The sequence below is a fragment of the Haloarcula salina genome (assembly GCF_010119195.1).
In the GTDB taxonomy this organism is placed as follows: domain Archaea; phylum Halobacteriota; class Halobacteria; order Halobacteriales; family Haloarculaceae; genus Haloarcula; species Haloarcula salina.
In genome coordinates this window covers 220,099-235,557 of sequence record NZ_WRXL01000002.1, presented here as the reverse complement: position 1 = coordinate 235,557, position 15,459 = coordinate 220,099, and the positions used below count along the sequence as shown (strand labels likewise).

General features: G+C 67.0%; 16 protein-coding genes and 1 tRNA gene. 12 read left to right on the top strand and 5 right to left on the bottom strand.

Annotated features, from left to right (window positions below; all coding sequences use genetic code 11):
- Positions 1–111: 111 nt before the first annotated feature.
- Positions 112–501 carry a prefoldin subunit beta gene (locus tag GM656_RS06105; RefSeq protein WP_162412782.1) on the top strand — a complete coding sequence of 130 codons (390 nt, stop codon included), beginning with the start codon at positions 112–114 and terminating at the stop codon, positions 499–501.
- A gap of 4 nt (positions 502–505) precedes the next feature.
- Complete coding sequence (locus tag GM656_RS06100) at positions 506–742, top strand: DUF3194 domain-containing protein (protein ID WP_162412781.1); 237 nt, start codon at positions 506–508, stop codon at positions 740–742.
- A 117-nt stretch (positions 743–859) separates the two neighbouring features.
- On the opposite strand, the gene GM656_RS06095 is transcribed toward GM656_RS06100, so the two are convergent.
- The gene (locus GM656_RS06095) at positions 860–1,189 is read right to left on the bottom strand and encodes a hypothetical protein (RefSeq protein ID WP_162412780.1); all 330 of its coding nucleotides are present in this window, start codon (positions 1,187–1,189) and stop codon (positions 860–862) included.
- A gap of 78 nt (positions 1,190–1,267) precedes the next feature.
- Positions 1,268–1,741, bottom strand: a complete 474-nt coding sequence (locus tag GM656_RS06090; protein WP_162412779.1) for a hypothetical protein — start codon at positions 1,739–1,741, stop codon at positions 1,268–1,270.
- A 316-nt stretch (positions 1,742–2,057) separates the two neighbouring features.
- Here GM656_RS06090 and GM656_RS06085 point away from each other — a divergent pair, with 316 nt between their 5' ends.
- The 5 genes from GM656_RS06085 to GM656_RS06065 all read left to right on the top strand — a co-directional run bounded on the left by GM656_RS06085 (position 2,058) and on the right by GM656_RS06065 (position 7,566).
- Positions 2,058–2,513 carry a bifunctional nuclease family protein gene (locus tag GM656_RS06085; protein WP_162412778.1) on the top strand — a complete coding sequence of 152 codons (456 nt, stop codon included), beginning with the start codon at positions 2,058–2,060 and terminating at the stop codon, positions 2,511–2,513.
- A 43-nt stretch (positions 2,514–2,556) separates the two neighbouring features.
- On the top strand, positions 2,557–3,213 hold the full coding sequence (locus GM656_RS06080; protein ID WP_162412777.1) for an HAD family hydrolase: 657 nt from the start codon (positions 2,557–2,559) through the stop codon (positions 3,211–3,213).
- A gap of 106 nt (positions 3,214–3,319) precedes the next feature.
- Positions 3,320–5,773 carry a bacterio-opsin activator domain-containing protein gene (locus GM656_RS06075; protein ID WP_162412776.1) on the top strand — a complete coding sequence of 818 codons (2,454 nt, stop codon included), beginning with the start codon at positions 3,320–3,322 and terminating at the stop codon, positions 5,771–5,773.
- A 94-nt stretch (positions 5,774–5,867) separates the two neighbouring features.
- The gene (locus tag GM656_RS06070) at positions 5,868–6,167 is read left to right on the top strand and encodes a HalOD1 output domain-containing protein (protein WP_162412775.1); all 300 of its coding nucleotides are present in this window, start codon (positions 5,868–5,870) and stop codon (positions 6,165–6,167) included.
- Positions 6,168–6,594: 427 nt separating this feature from the next.
- Positions 6,595–7,566 carry a terpene synthase family protein gene (locus GM656_RS06065; protein WP_162412774.1) on the top strand — a complete coding sequence of 324 codons (972 nt, stop codon included), beginning with the start codon at positions 6,595–6,597 and terminating at the stop codon, positions 7,564–7,566.
- A 112-nt stretch (positions 7,567–7,678) separates the two neighbouring features.
- Here GM656_RS06065 and GM656_RS06060 read toward each other — a convergent pair whose 3' ends face one another.
- Positions 7,679–9,187, bottom strand: coding sequence for a (R)-citramalate synthase (locus GM656_RS06060; RefSeq protein ID WP_162412773.1), 1,509 nt, complete (start codon positions 9,185–9,187; stop codon positions 7,679–7,681).
- A 212-nt stretch (positions 9,188–9,399) separates the two neighbouring features.
- Positions 9,400–9,747 carry a DUF192 domain-containing protein gene (locus tag GM656_RS06055; RefSeq protein WP_162412772.1) on the bottom strand — a complete coding sequence of 116 codons (348 nt, stop codon included), beginning with the start codon at positions 9,745–9,747 and terminating at the stop codon, positions 9,400–9,402.
- 84 nt (positions 9,748–9,831) lie between these two features.
- Between GM656_RS06055 and GM656_RS06050 the strand changes: the two genes are divergently transcribed.
- The 4 genes from GM656_RS06050 to GM656_RS06035 all read left to right on the top strand — a co-directional run bounded on the left by GM656_RS06050 (position 9,832) and on the right by GM656_RS06035 (position 14,091).
- The gene (locus GM656_RS06050; RefSeq protein WP_162412771.1) at positions 9,832–10,371 is read left to right on the top strand and encodes a DUF7097 family protein; all 540 of its coding nucleotides are present in this window, start codon (positions 9,832–9,834) and stop codon (positions 10,369–10,371) included.
- Between the two features lie 67 nt (positions 10,372–10,438).
- Positions 10,439–11,542 carry an ATP-binding protein gene (locus GM656_RS06045; protein WP_162412770.1) on the top strand — a complete coding sequence of 368 codons (1,104 nt, stop codon included), beginning with the start codon at positions 10,439–10,441 and terminating at the stop codon, positions 11,540–11,542.
- A 66-nt stretch (positions 11,543–11,608) separates the two neighbouring features.
- Entirely contained in the window at positions 11,609–12,178 is a 570-nt protein-coding gene (locus GM656_RS06040; RefSeq protein ID WP_162412769.1) for a GMP synthase subunit A, read from the top strand.
- 56 nt (positions 12,179–12,234) lie between these two features.
- Positions 12,235–14,091, top strand: a complete 1,857-nt coding sequence (locus GM656_RS06035; protein WP_162412768.1) for a DUF2070 family protein — start codon at positions 12,235–12,237, stop codon at positions 14,089–14,091.
- Between the two features lie 58 nt (positions 14,092–14,149).
- Here the strand turns inward: GM656_RS06035 and GM656_RS06030 are convergent.
- Positions 14,150–14,234, bottom strand: a tRNA-Ser gene (locus tag GM656_RS06030).
- Between the two features lie 243 nt (positions 14,235–14,477).
- On the opposite strand from GM656_RS06030, the gene mvaD reads away from it, so the two are divergent.
- Positions 14,478–15,452, top strand: coding sequence for a phosphomevalonate decarboxylase MvaD (gene mvaD / locus GM656_RS06025; protein ID WP_162412767.1), 975 nt, complete (start codon positions 14,478–14,480; stop codon positions 15,450–15,452).
- Positions 15,453–15,459 lie beyond the last annotated feature (7 nt).

The following is a 15,459-nucleotide window of genomic DNA, read 5'->3' as shown; positions in this document are numbered from 1 at the left end:
AGGTCGCCTGAGTTGGAACCGCCGCGAGTCCGGCGAGCGGCACGCGGGTGAGCGCATCGCCGATAGTATCGAAAGCGTGGGTTTAACAGTGCGGGCCCCGACCCTCGGAGTATGCAGGGTAATCTTCCGCCTGAAGCACAGGAGAAGCTCGAGGAACTGCAGGACCTCCAGCAGACAGCACAGCAGGTCGCGGCCCAGAAGCAGCAGGCCGAGACGGAACTGCAGGAGTCCCAGACCGCCCTCGACGAGCTAGACGACATCGACGAGGACGCCACCATGTACCGCGAGGTCGGCGAGCTCCTCGTGAAGACGGGGTTCGACGAGGCTCAGGACGACCTCGAAGAGAAGGTCAGCAGCCTCGAAGTCCGCGTCGAGACGCTCGAAAAGCAGGAACAGCGCGTTCAGGAGCAGTTCGAGGACCTGCAGGGCGAGCTCCAGCAGATGCTCGGCGGCGCGGGCGGCGCGGGTCCGGCCGGCGGCCCCGGCGCTGGCGGCGCGTAAGGCGATGCCGACCGACGACGAGGTCGTCGAGACGGCCGCGCAGGCGGCCGAAAACGTCGTCTTCTCTCGGTTCGACGCCAGCGAGGTCGAGGACCTCGACGTGACGGTGTCCTTCGAGGACGACCTGCTCGAAGTCGACGTGTACCTCAACGCGCCCGACGCTCGGCGGGACGAGGAGCGGGTCGCGGACGACGCCGCGCTCGCCGCGCGGTCCGCGGTCGACGACCTGTTCGAGGAGTGAGGCGGTCACGCACCGCCGTTTTCTTCCGTTCTCCTGCTAGCTGTTGCTACGTGGGTTGCGTTCGTGGCTGCTGAATAGCGGTTTTCGAATCGAGCGTGCGATGTCGAGCGACGGCCGTCAGTCGTCGTCCGCCCTCGGGTCGCCGGTCCGGTCGCTCGCGAAGCCGGTCCGGAACGCGATCCAGCCGAGCACCGAGACGAACAGGATGGGCGGCAGGATCATGAACCCCCACAGCGGATCGAGGCCCCAGCCGAGCAACAGGGCGAGGTCGAACAGCCCGATGCCGACGAACGGCGCGATGTACTTCGTCGCCTGCCACCGGTTCATGCCCTCCGCGTCGAGCAGCCCGTCCGACGAGTCCGCGTCGTCGCCCGCGAGCAGGTCCGCTGTCGTGCGGGTCCCGGCTCCGTCGTCGGTGCGGGCGCTGGGCTCGGCGGTGTCGTCCATACACGCCTCTCGGAGTTCAGCGGGCAAAAAAACCGCGTTTGTGCGATCGGCTATGGGGAGAGCCAGCGCGTCAGGGGGTTACTGGTCGCCGTCGGTCGGCGTCGCGTCGTCCGTCGCAGTGGTACCGTTCGCCGTGGCGTTCGTCGCGGCCGGATCCTCGGCGGTCTCGTCCGTGTCGTTCTCGTCCGGCGTCAGATCGCTGATCTGCGCGCCGAGGTCGCCGGTGAGGTCGCCGGACATCTTCTGGCGGATCAGATCGTGGATGTCGCCGACGAAGTCCGGGACCTGTGCGGGGAGGTCAGCGGGCGGTCCGCGTCGGTCGGCCGCGCTCCCGGCGTCGGCTGGCGGTCCGCGTCGGTCAGCCTGCGCGGCGGACTCGTTCTCGGAGCCGTTCGCGTCCGGGTCGGTAGCGTCGTCCGACGCGTGTTCGTCCGCCTGTGCGTTGTCCGCGTGGTCGTCGGCCTGTGCGTCTGCCGCACCGGGCAGCGCCGCCGCCGAGCCCGTGATGACGAGCACGGCCAGCAGCGCGCCGGCGATCTTGGTGAGCTTCATCGTGTTCGGTGCCTCCGCTCGACGCTCTGTCCCGGTGGCATATCAAGGGGGCAAGCGAGAAAGGCGGATTAAGCCGATTTTAGCCGATCTGAATACGCTATTCTCCGTTTTAATTCGGCTTAATCGGGATTTAGAGTGGTCGAACCGCGACGACGGCACCGCAGGTGTCGGTGACCGTCGGCGGCGGTTCACGCGCTCCGGTGGGACTGTCACGGAGGCGACGCGGGCCGGGGCTTCCGTGTGCTTCACCCCACCGCCTCCACGCGAGCAGGAGCGTCGGGCTAGCTTTTCATACCCGCGAGCCATATCCGGTGGCATGGAACACGATGCCACGGTTGAGGGGATCGGCGTCGGCGTCAGCGAGGAAGGTGCCGGAACGCCGGTCGTTCTCCTCCGTGCGCGCGAGGAAATCGTTCCGATATTCGTCAGCACGGACCAGGCACAGTCCATGCAGCTGGCGCTGTCCGGGGAGCCCTTCGAGCGCCCGCTGACCCACGACCTCATGGTGGAGATGATAACCGAGTTCGGGAGCGCGATTGACCGGGTCCGCATCGACGACCTGGCCGACGGGACCTTCTACGGCAAGATCGACGCGGAGCAGTACACCGAAGACCGCCGGAAGGACATGGTGTTCGACGCCCGCCCGTCCGACGCCATCGCCGTCGCCCTCCGGGTGGAGTGCCCTATCATCGTCTCCGACGAGGTAATCGACGAGGCGGGCCGGCCGCCGGAGCAGTTCGACCACGAGGGCGGCGAAGACCTGGGGCTGTGACGCCGCGAAACGCTTCTCACTGACGGCGTCGTAGGTACGCTTGATGGGCTACGAATCGGTCATCTTCGACAACGACGGCGTGCTGTTGACACTGACGGACATGGACGCCCACTACGCCGGCGCACGACGTGCCTTCGAGACCGTGGGCGTCGCGTCGCCGACGACGGCCCACGTCGAGGCGATGAGCATCGGCGTGACCGTGCCCGAACTCACCGCGGTCTGTGAGACGTACGACATCGACCCCGAGCGGTTCTTCCGGGCGCGCGACGAGGCGATGGCAGAGACACAGCGGTCGCTGATTCTTGCGGGCGAGAAACAGCCGTACGGCGACATCGCGGCGCTCGATCGGCTGGACTGCCCGCTTGGCGTGGTGTCTTCGAACCAGCGCGAGACGGTGGCCTTCGCGTTCGAGCACTTCGGCCTCGCGCGGCACTTCGACAGCGTGTGGGCCCGCGAGCCGACCGTCGAGAGCCTGCGTCGCAAGAAGCCCCGTCCGTACTATCTGGAGCGGGCGATGGACGACTTAGGCGTCGATAACGCGCTGTTCGTCGGCGACAACGAATCGGACATCGAGGCGGCCCACCGGGCCGGCGTCGACTCGGCGTTCATCCGCCGACCGCACCGGGTCGACGCGGAACTCGGAGTCGACCCCGACCACGACGTTCGGGGGCTCGACGACGTGGTCGACCTCGCCGGCTGACGCCCGGAAATTCGGTAGCCAGTCGACATACAGCAGTGTGTGAAACGTAACTATCTGGGACGCATTCCTGGATCAACCTTTCAACCGGCAAGTGCTGTGGTGGGGTATGGAGAAGCCGGCCAGTGGAACAGACGGGAACGAACAGGAGGACCAGCCCTCGACACAGCAGTCACCGCCCGTCCTTCTGGAGACGCTCGCGTCACGGATGCCGGAACCGATCGTCGTGGTCGACAGCGAGGGCCAGATTCTCACGGGCAACGACCTCCTCTGTGACCTCCTCGGCGAAGCGCCGGCGGACGTGTTCGGTACGCGGCTCGGCGCGTTCTTCCCGGCGCTGGAACCGCTCGACCTCGCCGAGCACTGCGAGGGATCGGCGGGCCCGGTCACCGCCGAGTACCGCGGTGGCGACACCGACCGCTGGGTCGAGATCGCGTTCGAACCCCAGGAGTGGGACGGCGAGACGCACTACCTCGGCGTCGTCCACGACGTGACCGAGCGGCACGAGCGGACACAGATGCTAGAGGAGTACGAGCGCATCTTCGAGACAATCGAGGACGGTATCTACACGCTCGACGAGTCGTTCACGATTCAGACCGTCAACAGCGCCGTAGAGTCGATGATGGGCTACGAGGAGGACACGCTCGTCGGGGCGAACGCGGCGCTGCTCGCCGACGACGACGTCATCGACGGGGTCGCTGAGATGACCCGGCAGTTCCTCGAGGGCGAACGCGAAGTCGGGACGCTCACGACGGATCTCAGTACCGGCGACGGCGGGACGCTCCCAATCGAAACGCGGTTCACGATGTACGACCTCGACGACGGCGGCTATCGGCAGATCGGGGTCGTCCGCGATATCTCCGATCGGAAACGCTTCGAGGAGACGCTCGAAGCGCTGCACAAGTCGACGCGGAAGCTGCTGCACACCGAGACAAAAGCGGCGGTGGCCCGACAGATCGTCGGGACCGCCGTCGACATCCTCGGACTCCCCGACGCGGCGATCTACCTCTTCGACCGGAGCGACAACGTGTTGCGCGCCGTCGACGGGAGCGAGGACGGAGCGGCTCGGGAACGAACCGTGGGACCCGGCGACGGGCTGCTCTGGGATGTCTTCGTCGAGGACAACGCAGTCGAACTGGCGGCCGGCGACCCGATCGATCTCGGGGACGGACCGGCCGCGGTCGACGCCGATCGGCTCTGTCTCCCGCTGGCCGACCACGGCGTGTTCTACGTCGAGACGGGCGAGAAGCACGGCGACGCCCGGATTCGAGAGATGATCGACCTGCTCGCCGCCAGCGCGGAGGCCGCGCTCGCCCGCGTGGACCGCGAGACGACGCTCCGCGAACGAGAGGCCGAGCGCCGGGAACAGAACCGCGAGCTGCGGCGGCTCAAACAAGTCAACGCCATCATCCGGCGCATCGACCGGGTGCTCGTCGACGCCGACACCTGCGAGGAGATCGAGCAGGCGGTCTGTGAGGAACTGGCCGAGTCGCAGTGGTTCTCGTTCGCCTGGCTCGGCCGGCAGGACGCGACCGAGCTCGTCCCGCGGGCCTGGGCCGGCGACACTGCGAGCTATCTCGACGCCGTCTCGCTGTCGCTCGAACGCGAAGGTGGCCCGCCGGCCGTCCAGACCGCCCAGTCCGAGCAGATGGCGGTGATCCCCGCGATCGCCGACGGGCTCCGGGGAGAACACTGGCGGACCGAAGCCATCTCGCGCGACTTCCAGTCGGCGCTCAGCGTCCCGCTCCAGTACGACGAGTTCGTCTACGGCGTGCTGACGGTGTACGCGAACCAGGAAGACGGGTTCGACGAGATGCTCCAGGAGGTGTTCACCGAACTCGGAGAGACCATCGCGAACGCCATACGCGAGGTCGAGTCCAGGCAGCGACGGGCCGGCGACGGGACCATCGAACTGGAACTGACGATGGCTGCCCCGCAGTCGTTCCTCTCGCAGTTCGCGGACCGACTGGGCGTCCCGGTCGTCTGCGAAGGGGCCGTGCCGCGGAGCGACGACACCGTTCGGCTGTTCCTCTCGATTTCCGACTGTGACCCGTCGATCGTCGAACGAGAGGCGTCCTCGATGGCCCGAGTCGAGTCCGCCCGTCCCATCTCGACGGACCAGCGCGACGGACTCTACGAGGTCGTGGTCTCGGGGCGGACCGTCGCCGGGACGCTCCTGGAACAGGGCGGTCGGCTGACGACGCTTCGGACGACGCCGGACGGAGTCGAGGTGACCGTCGCCGTCTCCGGCGAGACGGATGTCAGACAGTTCGTCAGCCGACTCGGCGAGCGCTACGCCGACGTGCGGCTCGTCGCGAGGCGCGACGGGACGGACTCGGACAGCCCACACGGGGGGAAGGCCCGCTCGGCACTCGAGGATCGGCTCACCGACCGACAGCTCGAAGTCCTCCAGACGGCGTATCTGAGCGGCTTCTTCGACTGGCCACGGGAGACGACGGGCCAGGAAATCGCCTCGATCCTCGAGGTGTCTCAGCCGACGGTCAACCGGCACCTCCGCGTCAGCGAGCGGAAGCTTCTGGAGTTCGTCTTCGGCGACCGCTGACGGCGCTATACTGTTAGTGACGGCCCGGACGGTCACGTATCAGTGTAGCCACAATCACCTTTCGAGTATGGAGGCAAGAGACGATAGAGATCACATGTCTCAGGCAAAATTGGTCTACCGACCGTCGCCGAACGAGCCGCTGAGCGAGACCATCGTCCACGCGGTGGCGGACACGCTTGGCATCGATCCTGTCGACCTCGACGACCGCATCAGCGACTGTATCGACCCCGACGCGCTGGACCGACTGTTCCGGACCGGGGAGCCCGGCGAGCCGAGCCCGGACGGGCTGGTCGTTTTCAGCATGGCCGGCTGTCGGATCGAAGTCGAGGGGGACCGTTCGGTCCTCGTGACGCCCTGCCGAGAGCGATCGAACGCGTCCGGCGTCCAGGCGTAGCTTCTTCTGCGATCGCTGTCGTCTACACAGCAGTACTTGGATATGTGATAACTTAGCGACGAGCCATCGCTCGGGACAGTCGCCAACGAAATCCGCCCCGTATTTCTCAAATTTGGTAGTAAGGTATCATTTCTCCGAGCGAGCAAGGCGGTATGAATAGAAAAACTGGTACGTATCTCACTCCAAATGCGGTCAAAATAGTCAATTATTGTGTCGTTATACGTATCTTACGCGTCAGTACCACTTTAAGGACAACGTTACCTCTCGGATGTATGGGCCGCGGACAACAACGTGTGATACTCGCCCCGGAAACGGGTGAAGAGCACGAAGCGACTGAAGACACGACCGGATCATACACGTCTAACAGTAAGGTAGCTGAACATTACTCGTCCACAGACCGGACGCAGTCGTTCACAGGTGATTCTCGGTGAGCGCCGACGCGGCCGCACCGGATACGGGCGAGTTCCTCGAAGAGATTCGAACCACGTCGCTGCCCGACCAGGTCGAAGAGCTCGCGGACGAGTACGAGCGCGTCTGTGGCGAACGCGACCGGTTCCTCTGGCAGTGGATCTACTCGCTGTTTCCCGAGTTCACCCTCTCGTCGGTCGACGCGAAACACGCCGACCACGTTCGCACGCAGAAGACCATCCTCACGATGTACGTCACGATCCTCGACGACGTCGTCGAGAACGACGGCGACCGCGCTACCTTCGAGGAGGCCCGTCGCCTCGTCCACAATCCGTCTGCCGTGGACCCGCGCCGTGCCGCGGTAAGCGACGAATACTTCGCCTTCATCGAGCGCGTCTGGCGCGAGTTCGAGAGCGGACTGGCGGACGCGCCCCGCGTCGACGAGTTCGCGGACATCTTCCAGTACGACATGCGCCAGACGCTCAACGCGATGGACTACAGCGCGGTCGTCAACGAGAACCCCCGCATCGCGAACCTGAGCGGCGCCGAGCGATACGGCGCCCACAACATGGTAATGTTCCCCTACGCCGACGTGGACCTGATGTACTCCTCCGATTTCGTCCACTCTGACTTCGGGACGGTCCGGGACCTGCTCTGGGACCTCCAGGAGATGGCTCGGATCGGAAACTGGCTCACGACCTGGGAGCGCGAGGTCAAGGAGGGTGACTACACCGCGGGAATCGTGGTCCTCGCGCTCCAGGAGGGACTCGTCTCGCCGAGCGACCTCAGCGGCTCCGACGACCGGAAGACCGACATCATCGAGAAGATCAAATCCGAGCAGTTCGAGCGCCGGTTCCGCGACCGGTGGGCCGACCGGTATCGGGCGGTCCGCGACAGGGAGTTCGACACTGAAAGCGTCGACCTCGACGCGCTCGTCCGTGGAATGGAGACGGTGTTCCAGTACCACGAGGCCAGCCGCGGCCACAAGTAATCGCACCGAACCGTTCCGCCGACCCGTTTTCACACCGGCCACGCTGTCGCTCGAGAGTCAGTTCTGTCCGTCAGCGAACGGCGAAAAACCGGTGTCGGGATCCGAGCGCCGCTCAGTCGTCCGCCACGAGCGGTTCCTCGTCGTCGGCGACGAGGCGGTCCATCGCGTCGACCATCGCCCGCACCGAGGCGCGGGTGATGTCGGAGTCGCTCGCGGTGACGACGACGTGATCGTCGCGCCGCGACATCTCGATCTCGACGGTGACGAGCGCGTCCGTCCCGCCGGTGATCGCGTCGACGTGGTAGTCTTCGAGCGTCGCGTCGGCGGTGTGGGACAGCGCCACCTCCGCCGCGTTCATCGCGGCGTCGACCGGCCCGGAGCCGACCGCCGCCTCCTTGCGCTCCTCGCCGTCGACCGAGAGGCGGACGCTCGCTGTCGGCGTGTCGGAGCCGGAGACGGCCGTCAGGCCGAGCAGTTCGACCCGTCGGTCGCGCGCGTCGCCGGTCACCTCGTCTGCGATAGTCAGCAGGTCCGCGTCGGTGACGCGCTTGCCGCGGTCGCCGATCTCCTTGACGCGGGCGACGATGTCGGAGAGTTGCTCGTCGGTGACCTCGACGTCGTGTTCGTCGAGGGCGGCCCGGACGCCCGCGCGGCCGGCGTGCTTGCCGAGCGCGAGGCGGCGCTCCCGGCCGACTTTCTCCGGCGGGTACGGCTCGTACATCGAGTCGTCCTTGAGCGTCCCGTCGGTGTGGATGCCGGACTCGTGGGTGAAGGCGTTCTCGCCGACCACGGCCTTGTTCGGGGCCAGCGGGATACCGGTCCGGTTGGCGATGAGCTGGGCGAGGTCGTGGACCTCGGTCAGGTCCATCGTCTCGACCCCGTAGCCGTGGTCCAGCGCGATGGCGACCTCCTCGAGCGCGACGTTTCCGGCGCGCTCGCCGATGCCGTTGATCGTCCCGTGGACGAGGTCCGCGCCCGCCGCCACGGAGACCAGCGCGTTGGTCACGGCCAGCCCGAGGTCGTCGTGCGTGTGGGTGCTGACCGGACCGAGGTCCGAGAGCCGTGAGACGCACTCCAGCGCGCGATCCGGCGTCGCGTGACCGACGGTGTCAGCCCAGCAGACGCGGTCCGCGCCGGCATCGAGCGCCGCCCCGAGCAGTTCTTCGAGGTAGTCCAGGTCGGCGCGCGAGCCGTCCTCGCCGATGACCTCGACCCACAGCCCGTGGTCGGCCGCGTACTCCACCAGTTCGACCGTGTTCTGGACGTTGTCGGCCTTCGAGGTGCCGACCTTCTGCTCGACGTGCTTGTCGCTGGCCGGCACGACGAGGTTGATCCCGTCGACGCCGCACTCCAGCGCGAGGTCGATGTCGTTCTGGATGCCGCGACAGAAGCTGGTGACCGTCGCGTCGAGATCGAGCCCCGCGACTCGCGAGATGGTCTCGCGCTCGCCCGGGCCCGTACACGCGCTGCCGGCCTCGATAACGTCGATACGCGCCGCGTCGAGCTTGCCGGCGATATCGGCCTTGTCGTCGGGCGTCAGCGAGACGCCGGGGGCCTGCTCGCCGTCGCGCAGCGTCGTGTCGAGAAACTGTACCTCACCGACGTCTGAGAGCGCACGCATCGCTGGGTGCCCTCCGAATAACGTATTCTGGCTCACAGAAGGTCCACTTCCATCACACAGCGTCGCGAATTTCACGGCCAGCCGCCTCGCGGCGACTTCCTCTATCCTCCGTCGGGTGTTCCGACATAGTACTGAGTACTCTAACCCTCACGGTCTAAAAGGTGGCGAAAGCGCGGCGAGCGGTGAACCCCGCGACGACGTGTCGAGAGGGCTCACGGGTCCAGGCGCACCGTGTCCCCTTCCGTGACGCCCTCGGCCGCGCCGCCGGGCAGTTCGACGACGGTGTCGGCGGTCGCGTAGTCGAGCGACAGCCACGGCCGAAGGGTCGACACCTGCCGGACCTCGTCGTCGACGAGCCAGAGCACGTCGAGGGGGAACCGGACGAACAGCATGTGGATGAACTGCCGGCTGGGCCGGTCGAACGGGAAGACGAGCGCGTAGTCGTCGGGGACCGACGAGCGGAACATCAGCCCGCGGCCCTGTTCGAGCATCGACTCGGCGAACTCCACCTCCGTAGCGAGGGTGCGGGCCGCACCCGACGACTCGTGGACGAGCTTCATGGCCCCACGGTAGTCGAGCGGGGCTTATGATTCTGCTGGGCGGCGAGCAAGGGCTTTACTTCGTCGGCAACTACCGCCGCACAGATGGTCCGGAAAACGTCGCAGGGCACCTCCGTCGGCGTCGACGACCCCTACGCCCACGTCGAGCGGTGCGACTTCGTCACCGACGGGGGGAAGTGCCGGTGGGCGCGCGAGCACGGCCACCACGATCCCGAGTTCGCGAACGCACGGAGCGCCGACGGATTCCGCTGTCCCGCGGCCGTGGGCTCCGACGACGAGAGCGGGCCCGAGTGGGACTGGGCCGACTGCCCGCACTTCCGGTCGCGGAACCACGACCGCGAGTGCGTCCGCTGTGGCCTCGACGAGCGGCGGCTGGCTCACTCCGACGAGCGCCCGCTACTGGAGGAACACCACCTCTCCTACGACGACGGCGAGTCGCTCTCACACGAGATAACGGTCTACCTCTGTCGGTGGTGTCACGCCAAGATTCACCAGTCGTGGGCCCGCGTCGACGACGACGCCAACCCCGACCCCGACGCGATTGCAGCGCGTGAGGAACGTCGCTCCCGCGAACAGTCGGAGCTCGGATTCGAGTCGGCCGCCGACCGGTACGACGAGCCGTAGTCGAATATCAAATAAGATAACGAGTGGGCGAGAACTAAGTGCTCGCTCGCGGTAGCCCCGAACTATCGTGACCGCTCCAGCGCTTTCGAAGCAGTCGCTGGGTACGGGCTACGTCGTCGCCACAGGCGTGGCACTCTCGGTCGCACTGCTCGCACACGCCGTTTCGATGATCCGACTGACTGTCACCGACGGCGTGATACTCGCCGTGGGGCTGACACCGGCGCTGACGCTGGTCGCGGCACACTACTGGCTGCCGATGAGCGGGCTCGACGGCGAACAGATCTGGACCGCCGCGGAGTGGTGTGGCTGTGGCGTCGCGCTGTTTACCGTCATCAACGTCGTCATCCTCCTCTCCCCACTGCCCCACAGCTCGATGGTCCCCTCGATCCTGGCGAGCAGCGTCGCCGTCGGCGGGTTCGGGGGCACGCTCGTCGGGTGGCTGCTCGAACTCAGACGGAGCCGGCGGCGGCTGAAACAGAGCAACGACGTGCTGTTTCGCGTCCTGCGACACGACCTCCGGAACGACCTGAACGTCGCGCTCGGCCATCTCGGCGAACTCAAGCGAGAGCACTCCGACCGCCGAGCGTCGGTCGGCGAGCCGCAGGCACACGTGTGCAAGCTGAGCGAGTCCGTCGAGGCCCTCATCGACACCACGGAAAAGGCGCGACAGATCGCGTTCGCGTTCGACGCGGACAAGCGCGCACGGCGGCCCGTCGACGTCGTCCCGCACGTCAGAGAGCAGGTGGCGACCGTCGAGCGCTGTCACCCCGCGGTGAGCGTCGAGACGGACCTCCCGGACCAGGCCCCGGCGTACGCGGACTGGATGCTCGGCACCGTCCTCGAAAACGTCCTGGAGAACGCGGTCGTCCACTGCGAGGAGACGCCCTCGCTGTACGTCTCGGTCGAGAGCCGCGACGGCCGCGTCTTCGTTCGGGTCAGCGACAACTGCCCCTCGATCCCGCAACACGAACTGGCGGTCTTCGACAGCGGGACGGAGACGCCGCTGCACCACTCGAAGGGCATCGGCCTGTGGCTGACGACGTGGATCGTCGAGAGCTACGGCGGCGCGCTCTCCCTCGACTCGAGCGACGACGGCAACACCGTGCGCCTCGAACTGCGCGGCCCCACCCGCCTCGACCGCCTGTGGGAGTGGCTCCAGTCGCGGCTCTGAGACGGTGTCAGAGCGCCTCGAACCGCATCAGGAAATATATACGGCTTCGTGGCCTTCGCGTCAGTAATGACCCGAATCGACGTGATCGACAACCACGGCCAGTTCACCCACCTCGAGCAGCGCGCGCTCCGAGACATGGGCGTCGACGTCTCGCTCCGGGACAACACGACGCCGCCGGAGGAGATCGACGCCGACGGCATCGTCCTCTCGGGCGGCCCCGACATGGACGACATCGGCAACTCCCCGGCGTACCTCGACCTCGACGTACCGGTACTCGGCATCTGTCTGGGAATGCAACTGATCGCCGCGGAACTCGGCGGGCGCGTCGGCGGCGGCGAGTACGGCGGCTACGCGGACGTGACGGTCGAGGTCCTCGACGAGGACGACCCGCTGATCGGATCGCTGTACCCCGAGACGCGAGTCTGGGCGAGCCACGCGGACGAGGTCAAGGAGGTCCCGCCCGGCTTCGAGCGGACCGCGACCTCGGACGTCTGCGGCGTCGAGGCGATGAGCAACGCCGACGAGGACATCTTCGGCGTGCAGTGGCACCCGGAAGTCGCTCACACCGAGGAGGGCGAGGAAGTGTTCGAAAACTTCCTTTCGGTCTGCGAGCGGCGATCCGTCGCCCGTCAGTGAGTTCCGGTCTCTACAGGTGACGGGATTTATATGTCGGCGTGGGGAGTGATACGTAAATGACGGCGACACAGGGCAACCTCGCCAGCCTCTCGCGGTTCATTTTCCGGGCCCCCAGGTGGTACCGGAGTCTGGCGTTCGCGTTGCTCATCGCGGCGATGACCGGCATCGCCGCGTTCGACTCGCGGTTCGTCCTCGACGACGCCTGGCAGGGCGTGTTCCTCGTCGGTCTCCCCACGTTCATCGCCAGCGCGGTCACGCCGTGGGTCGACCGACAGATGGGCGGTCAGCTGACGCCCAACCGCGCCACCCTGCTCGCCGTCATCTGCGAGCTCGTCACCATCGCCATCCTCACCGTGGCCGGCGTCATCGCCCTGTTGACCGTCCGGCTCGGCCAGAACTTCGTCTTCGACGCCCTGCTGGTCGCGCTGGCCTCGATCTTCGCCTTCCGGCTGCTGATCCTGATGGCCGTCTCGCGGCACTCGCTGCTGAAGGCCGCGGTGCCGGCGAGCGTCCAGACCGTCGCCGCCGCCGTCCTGCTCGCGGTGTACTCCGGTGCGACGGCGTTCATCCTCGAGGACCCGATGCTCCGGGAGTACCTCTCGCGCCCGGAAGAGGTCCCCCCGCAGGTGCAGGGATTCCTGCCCCAGGACTTCATCATCCTCGCGGTCATCTGCGTCATATACGCGCTTGCGGTCTGGCTGTTCCTCGTCGTCATCGACCAGCCCTGGCGCTCCTCGCTCGGCGTCTCCGCGCTCGACTTCCTGCGGGGGTTCATCGGCCACATCGCCGAGGGGACCCGCGAACTGGAGGAGTTCTTCGAGGAGATCGGCGAGGAGGCCGTCGTCCCTGTCACCGTCCTGTCGGTGCGACGACCCGGCGGCGCGGAGAAGGCACGGTTCGTCCTGCCGATGATCCACCCCGGACCGATGGGCGAGATCGGCGGCGGGAACCTTCCCAAGCGCGTCGCCGAGTCCGCCGACGGGCTGGCGTTCCCGCCGCACGCGACCGCCGGCCACGACTTCAACCTCGTCACCGAGCGCGAGGTCGACACGATCCTCTCGACCGCGAACGCGGCCTACCAGCAGCTCGAGTACGACAGCGAGGCGACGGTGGGCCACCGCGTGTCCGAGGGGGAAGCCACGCTGACGGGCCAGGCGTTCGGCTCGGACGCGCTGGTCGTGAACACGTACGCGCCCGGGTGCGCCGACGACGTGGAGTACGCCGTCGGCCTCTCGGCCATGTCCGAGGCGCGCGCCGACGGGCTCGACGACGTGTTGCTCGTCGACGCCCACAACTGCAACGACGGCCTCGAAGGGGACGACCTCGGCCACGTCGTCCCGGGGAGCGAGCGCTCGTTCGACATGCTCCACGGCGCGGGAAAGCTCGGCAGTCTGCTCACCGACGCCGAGACGGGACCGATCCACTGCGGCGTCGCCTGGGACGAGACGCCGTGGGGCCCGATGGAGGGCATCGGCCCGCTGGGCATCCGCGTCTGCGTCTTCGAGGTCGCGGGCCAGCGGACGGCCTACGTCCTCATCGACGGCAACAACATGGAGCCCGGTCTCCGGGAGGAGATCGTCGACGCCGTCGACAGCGTCGACACGATGGAGGTGATGACCAGCGACACCCACATCGTCAACACCGTCGAGGCCGAGAACCAGGTCGGACAGGTCATCCCCGAGAAGGAAATCGTCGCGCTCATCGCGGACCTCACCGAACGAGCGGTCGCCGACCTCGAACCCGTCGAGGCGGGGATGGCCAGCGAACGAGCGCGTGTGACGGTGTTCGGCAACGACCGCACCGAGACGCTGGCCTCGACGGCGAACGCCATGGTGTCGATGGGGGGCGCGCTGGCCGCGATGTTCATCCTCGCCGTGATGACCGTCAGCGTGCTGATCTTCCTGTTGACGTAGTCGGACACGGTCGCCAGAACAGACTGCTCGCTACGCTCGTCGGGTCGGCTGCAGAGAACGCCGAGGAGGAGATTTGAACTCCTGAGTCCGTGAGGACAGTTGCTCTCGAAGCAACCGCCTTGGCCAGGCTAGGCTACCTCGGCTCACCCCAGAGTTTCGCCGTCTGCTCTTTAGGGGTTTCGATTTCCGCGGGCGGCCGGGAACCGTTTCCGTGCCGGTGCGTCGCACTATAGTAGCCATTGAAAGTCAGTGCACACCCGATCGCACGACTGCAGTGCGATCGGTGTGTAAATCGTCTCAATTGATACTATAGCGTGCGAGACACCCGCGAACGGCCGACCGCCGGCGTTCGCAATAGCAAAGTGACCGGCCCGGAAGGGTGAGGTATGAAAGCGACCGCGAAGGCACACCCGATTCAGGGGCTGGTGAAGTACCACGGGATGCGCGACGAGGAACTGCGGCTGCCGTACCACGACAGCATCTCCGTCTGCACCGCGCCGAGCCACTCGAAGACGACCGCGGCCTTCGAGCCCGACCGCGAAGAGGACGTGTACGTCATCGACGGCGAGGAGGTCACGGGCCGCGGGGCCGAGCGCATCGACGCCGTCGTCGACCACGTCCGGGACCTCGCCGGCATCGACCACGGCGTGCGCTTCGAGTCGGCCAACGACTTCCCGACGAACATCGGCTTTGGCTCCTCGTCGTCGGGCTTCGCCGCGGCCGCGATGGCCCTGGTCGAGGCCGCCGGGCTGGACATGACCCGACCGGAGATCTCGACGGTCGCCCGGCGCGGGTCCTCCTCGGCCGCGCGCGCAGTGACCGGCGCGTTCTCGCACCTGCGGACCGGGATGAACGACCGGGACTGCCGGAGCGAGCGCATCGAGACGGACCTCGAAGACGACCTCCGCATCGTCGCCGGGATGGTCCCCTCTTACAAGGAGACCGAGGAGGCACACAAGGAGGCCGCCGAGAGCCACATGTTCGAGTCGCGGATGGCCCACATCCACGGTCAGATCTCGGACATGCGGGACGCGCTGTACGACGCCGATTTCCACCGGACGTTCGAGATCGCCGAGAAGGACTCGCTGTCGCTGGCCGCGGCGACGATGACCGGCCCCGCCGGCTGGGTGTACTGGCAGCCCCGCACAATCGAGATCTTCAACGCCGTCCGCGAGCTCCGGACCAGCGAGGACGTGCCGGTGTACTTCTCCGTCGACACGGGCGCGAGCGTCTACATCAACACCACGGCCGAGCACGTCGACCGCGTCGAGGAGACGGTCGCCGACTGCGGCGTCGACACGCGCGTCTGGGAGGTCGGCGGCCCGGCGCAGGTCCTCGACGAGGACGAGGCGCTGTTCTGAGGCGGCC

What these genes read in the sequence shown, in the direction of transcription:
- GM656_RS06035 (WP_162412768.1), top strand. Translation starts at nt 12,235, where the DNA reads ATGACGGCGACACAGGGCAACCTCGCCAGCCTCTCGCGGTTCATTTTC.
- GM656_RS06085 (WP_162412778.1), top strand. Translation starts at nt 2,058, where the DNA reads ATGGAACACGATGCCACGGTTGAGGGGATCGGCGTCGGCGTCAGCGAG.
- GM656_RS06080 (WP_162412777.1), top strand. Translation starts at nt 2,557, where the DNA reads ATGGGCTACGAATCGGTCATCTTCGACAACGACGGCGTGCTGTTGACA.
- GM656_RS06055 (WP_162412772.1), bottom strand. Translation starts at nt 9,747, where the DNA reads ATGAAGCTCGTCCACGAGTCGTCGGGTGCGGCCCGCACCCTCGCTACG.
- GM656_RS06100 (WP_162412781.1), top strand. Translation starts at nt 506, where the DNA reads ATGCCGACCGACGACGAGGTCGTCGAGACGGCCGCGCAGGCGGCCGAA.
- GM656_RS06040 (WP_162412769.1), top strand. Translation starts at nt 11,609, where the DNA reads ATGACCCGAATCGACGTGATCGACAACCACGGCCAGTTCACCCACCTC.
- GM656_RS06060 (WP_162412773.1), bottom strand. Translation starts at nt 9,187, where the DNA reads ATGCGTGCGCTCTCAGACGTCGGTGAGGTACAGTTTCTCGACACGACG.
- GM656_RS06105 (WP_162412782.1), top strand. Translation starts at nt 112, where the DNA reads ATGCAGGGTAATCTTCCGCCTGAAGCACAGGAGAAGCTCGAGGAACTG.
- GM656_RS06090 (WP_162412779.1), bottom strand. Translation starts at nt 1,741, where the DNA reads ATGAAGCTCACCAAGATCGCCGGCGCGCTGCTGGCCGTGCTCGTCATC.
- mvaD (WP_162412767.1), top strand. Translation starts at nt 14,478, where the DNA reads ATGAAAGCGACCGCGAAGGCACACCCGATTCAGGGGCTGGTGAAGTAC.
- GM656_RS06095 (WP_162412780.1), bottom strand. Translation starts at nt 1,189, where the DNA reads ATGGACGACACCGCCGAGCCCAGCGCCCGCACCGACGACGGAGCCGGG.
- GM656_RS06050 (WP_162412771.1), top strand. Translation starts at nt 9,832, where the DNA reads ATGGTCCGGAAAACGTCGCAGGGCACCTCCGTCGGCGTCGACGACCCC.
- GM656_RS06075 (WP_162412776.1), top strand. Translation starts at nt 3,320, where the DNA reads ATGGAGAAGCCGGCCAGTGGAACAGACGGGAACGAACAGGAGGACCAG.
- GM656_RS06070 (WP_162412775.1), top strand. Translation starts at nt 5,868, where the DNA reads ATGTCTCAGGCAAAATTGGTCTACCGACCGTCGCCGAACGAGCCGCTG.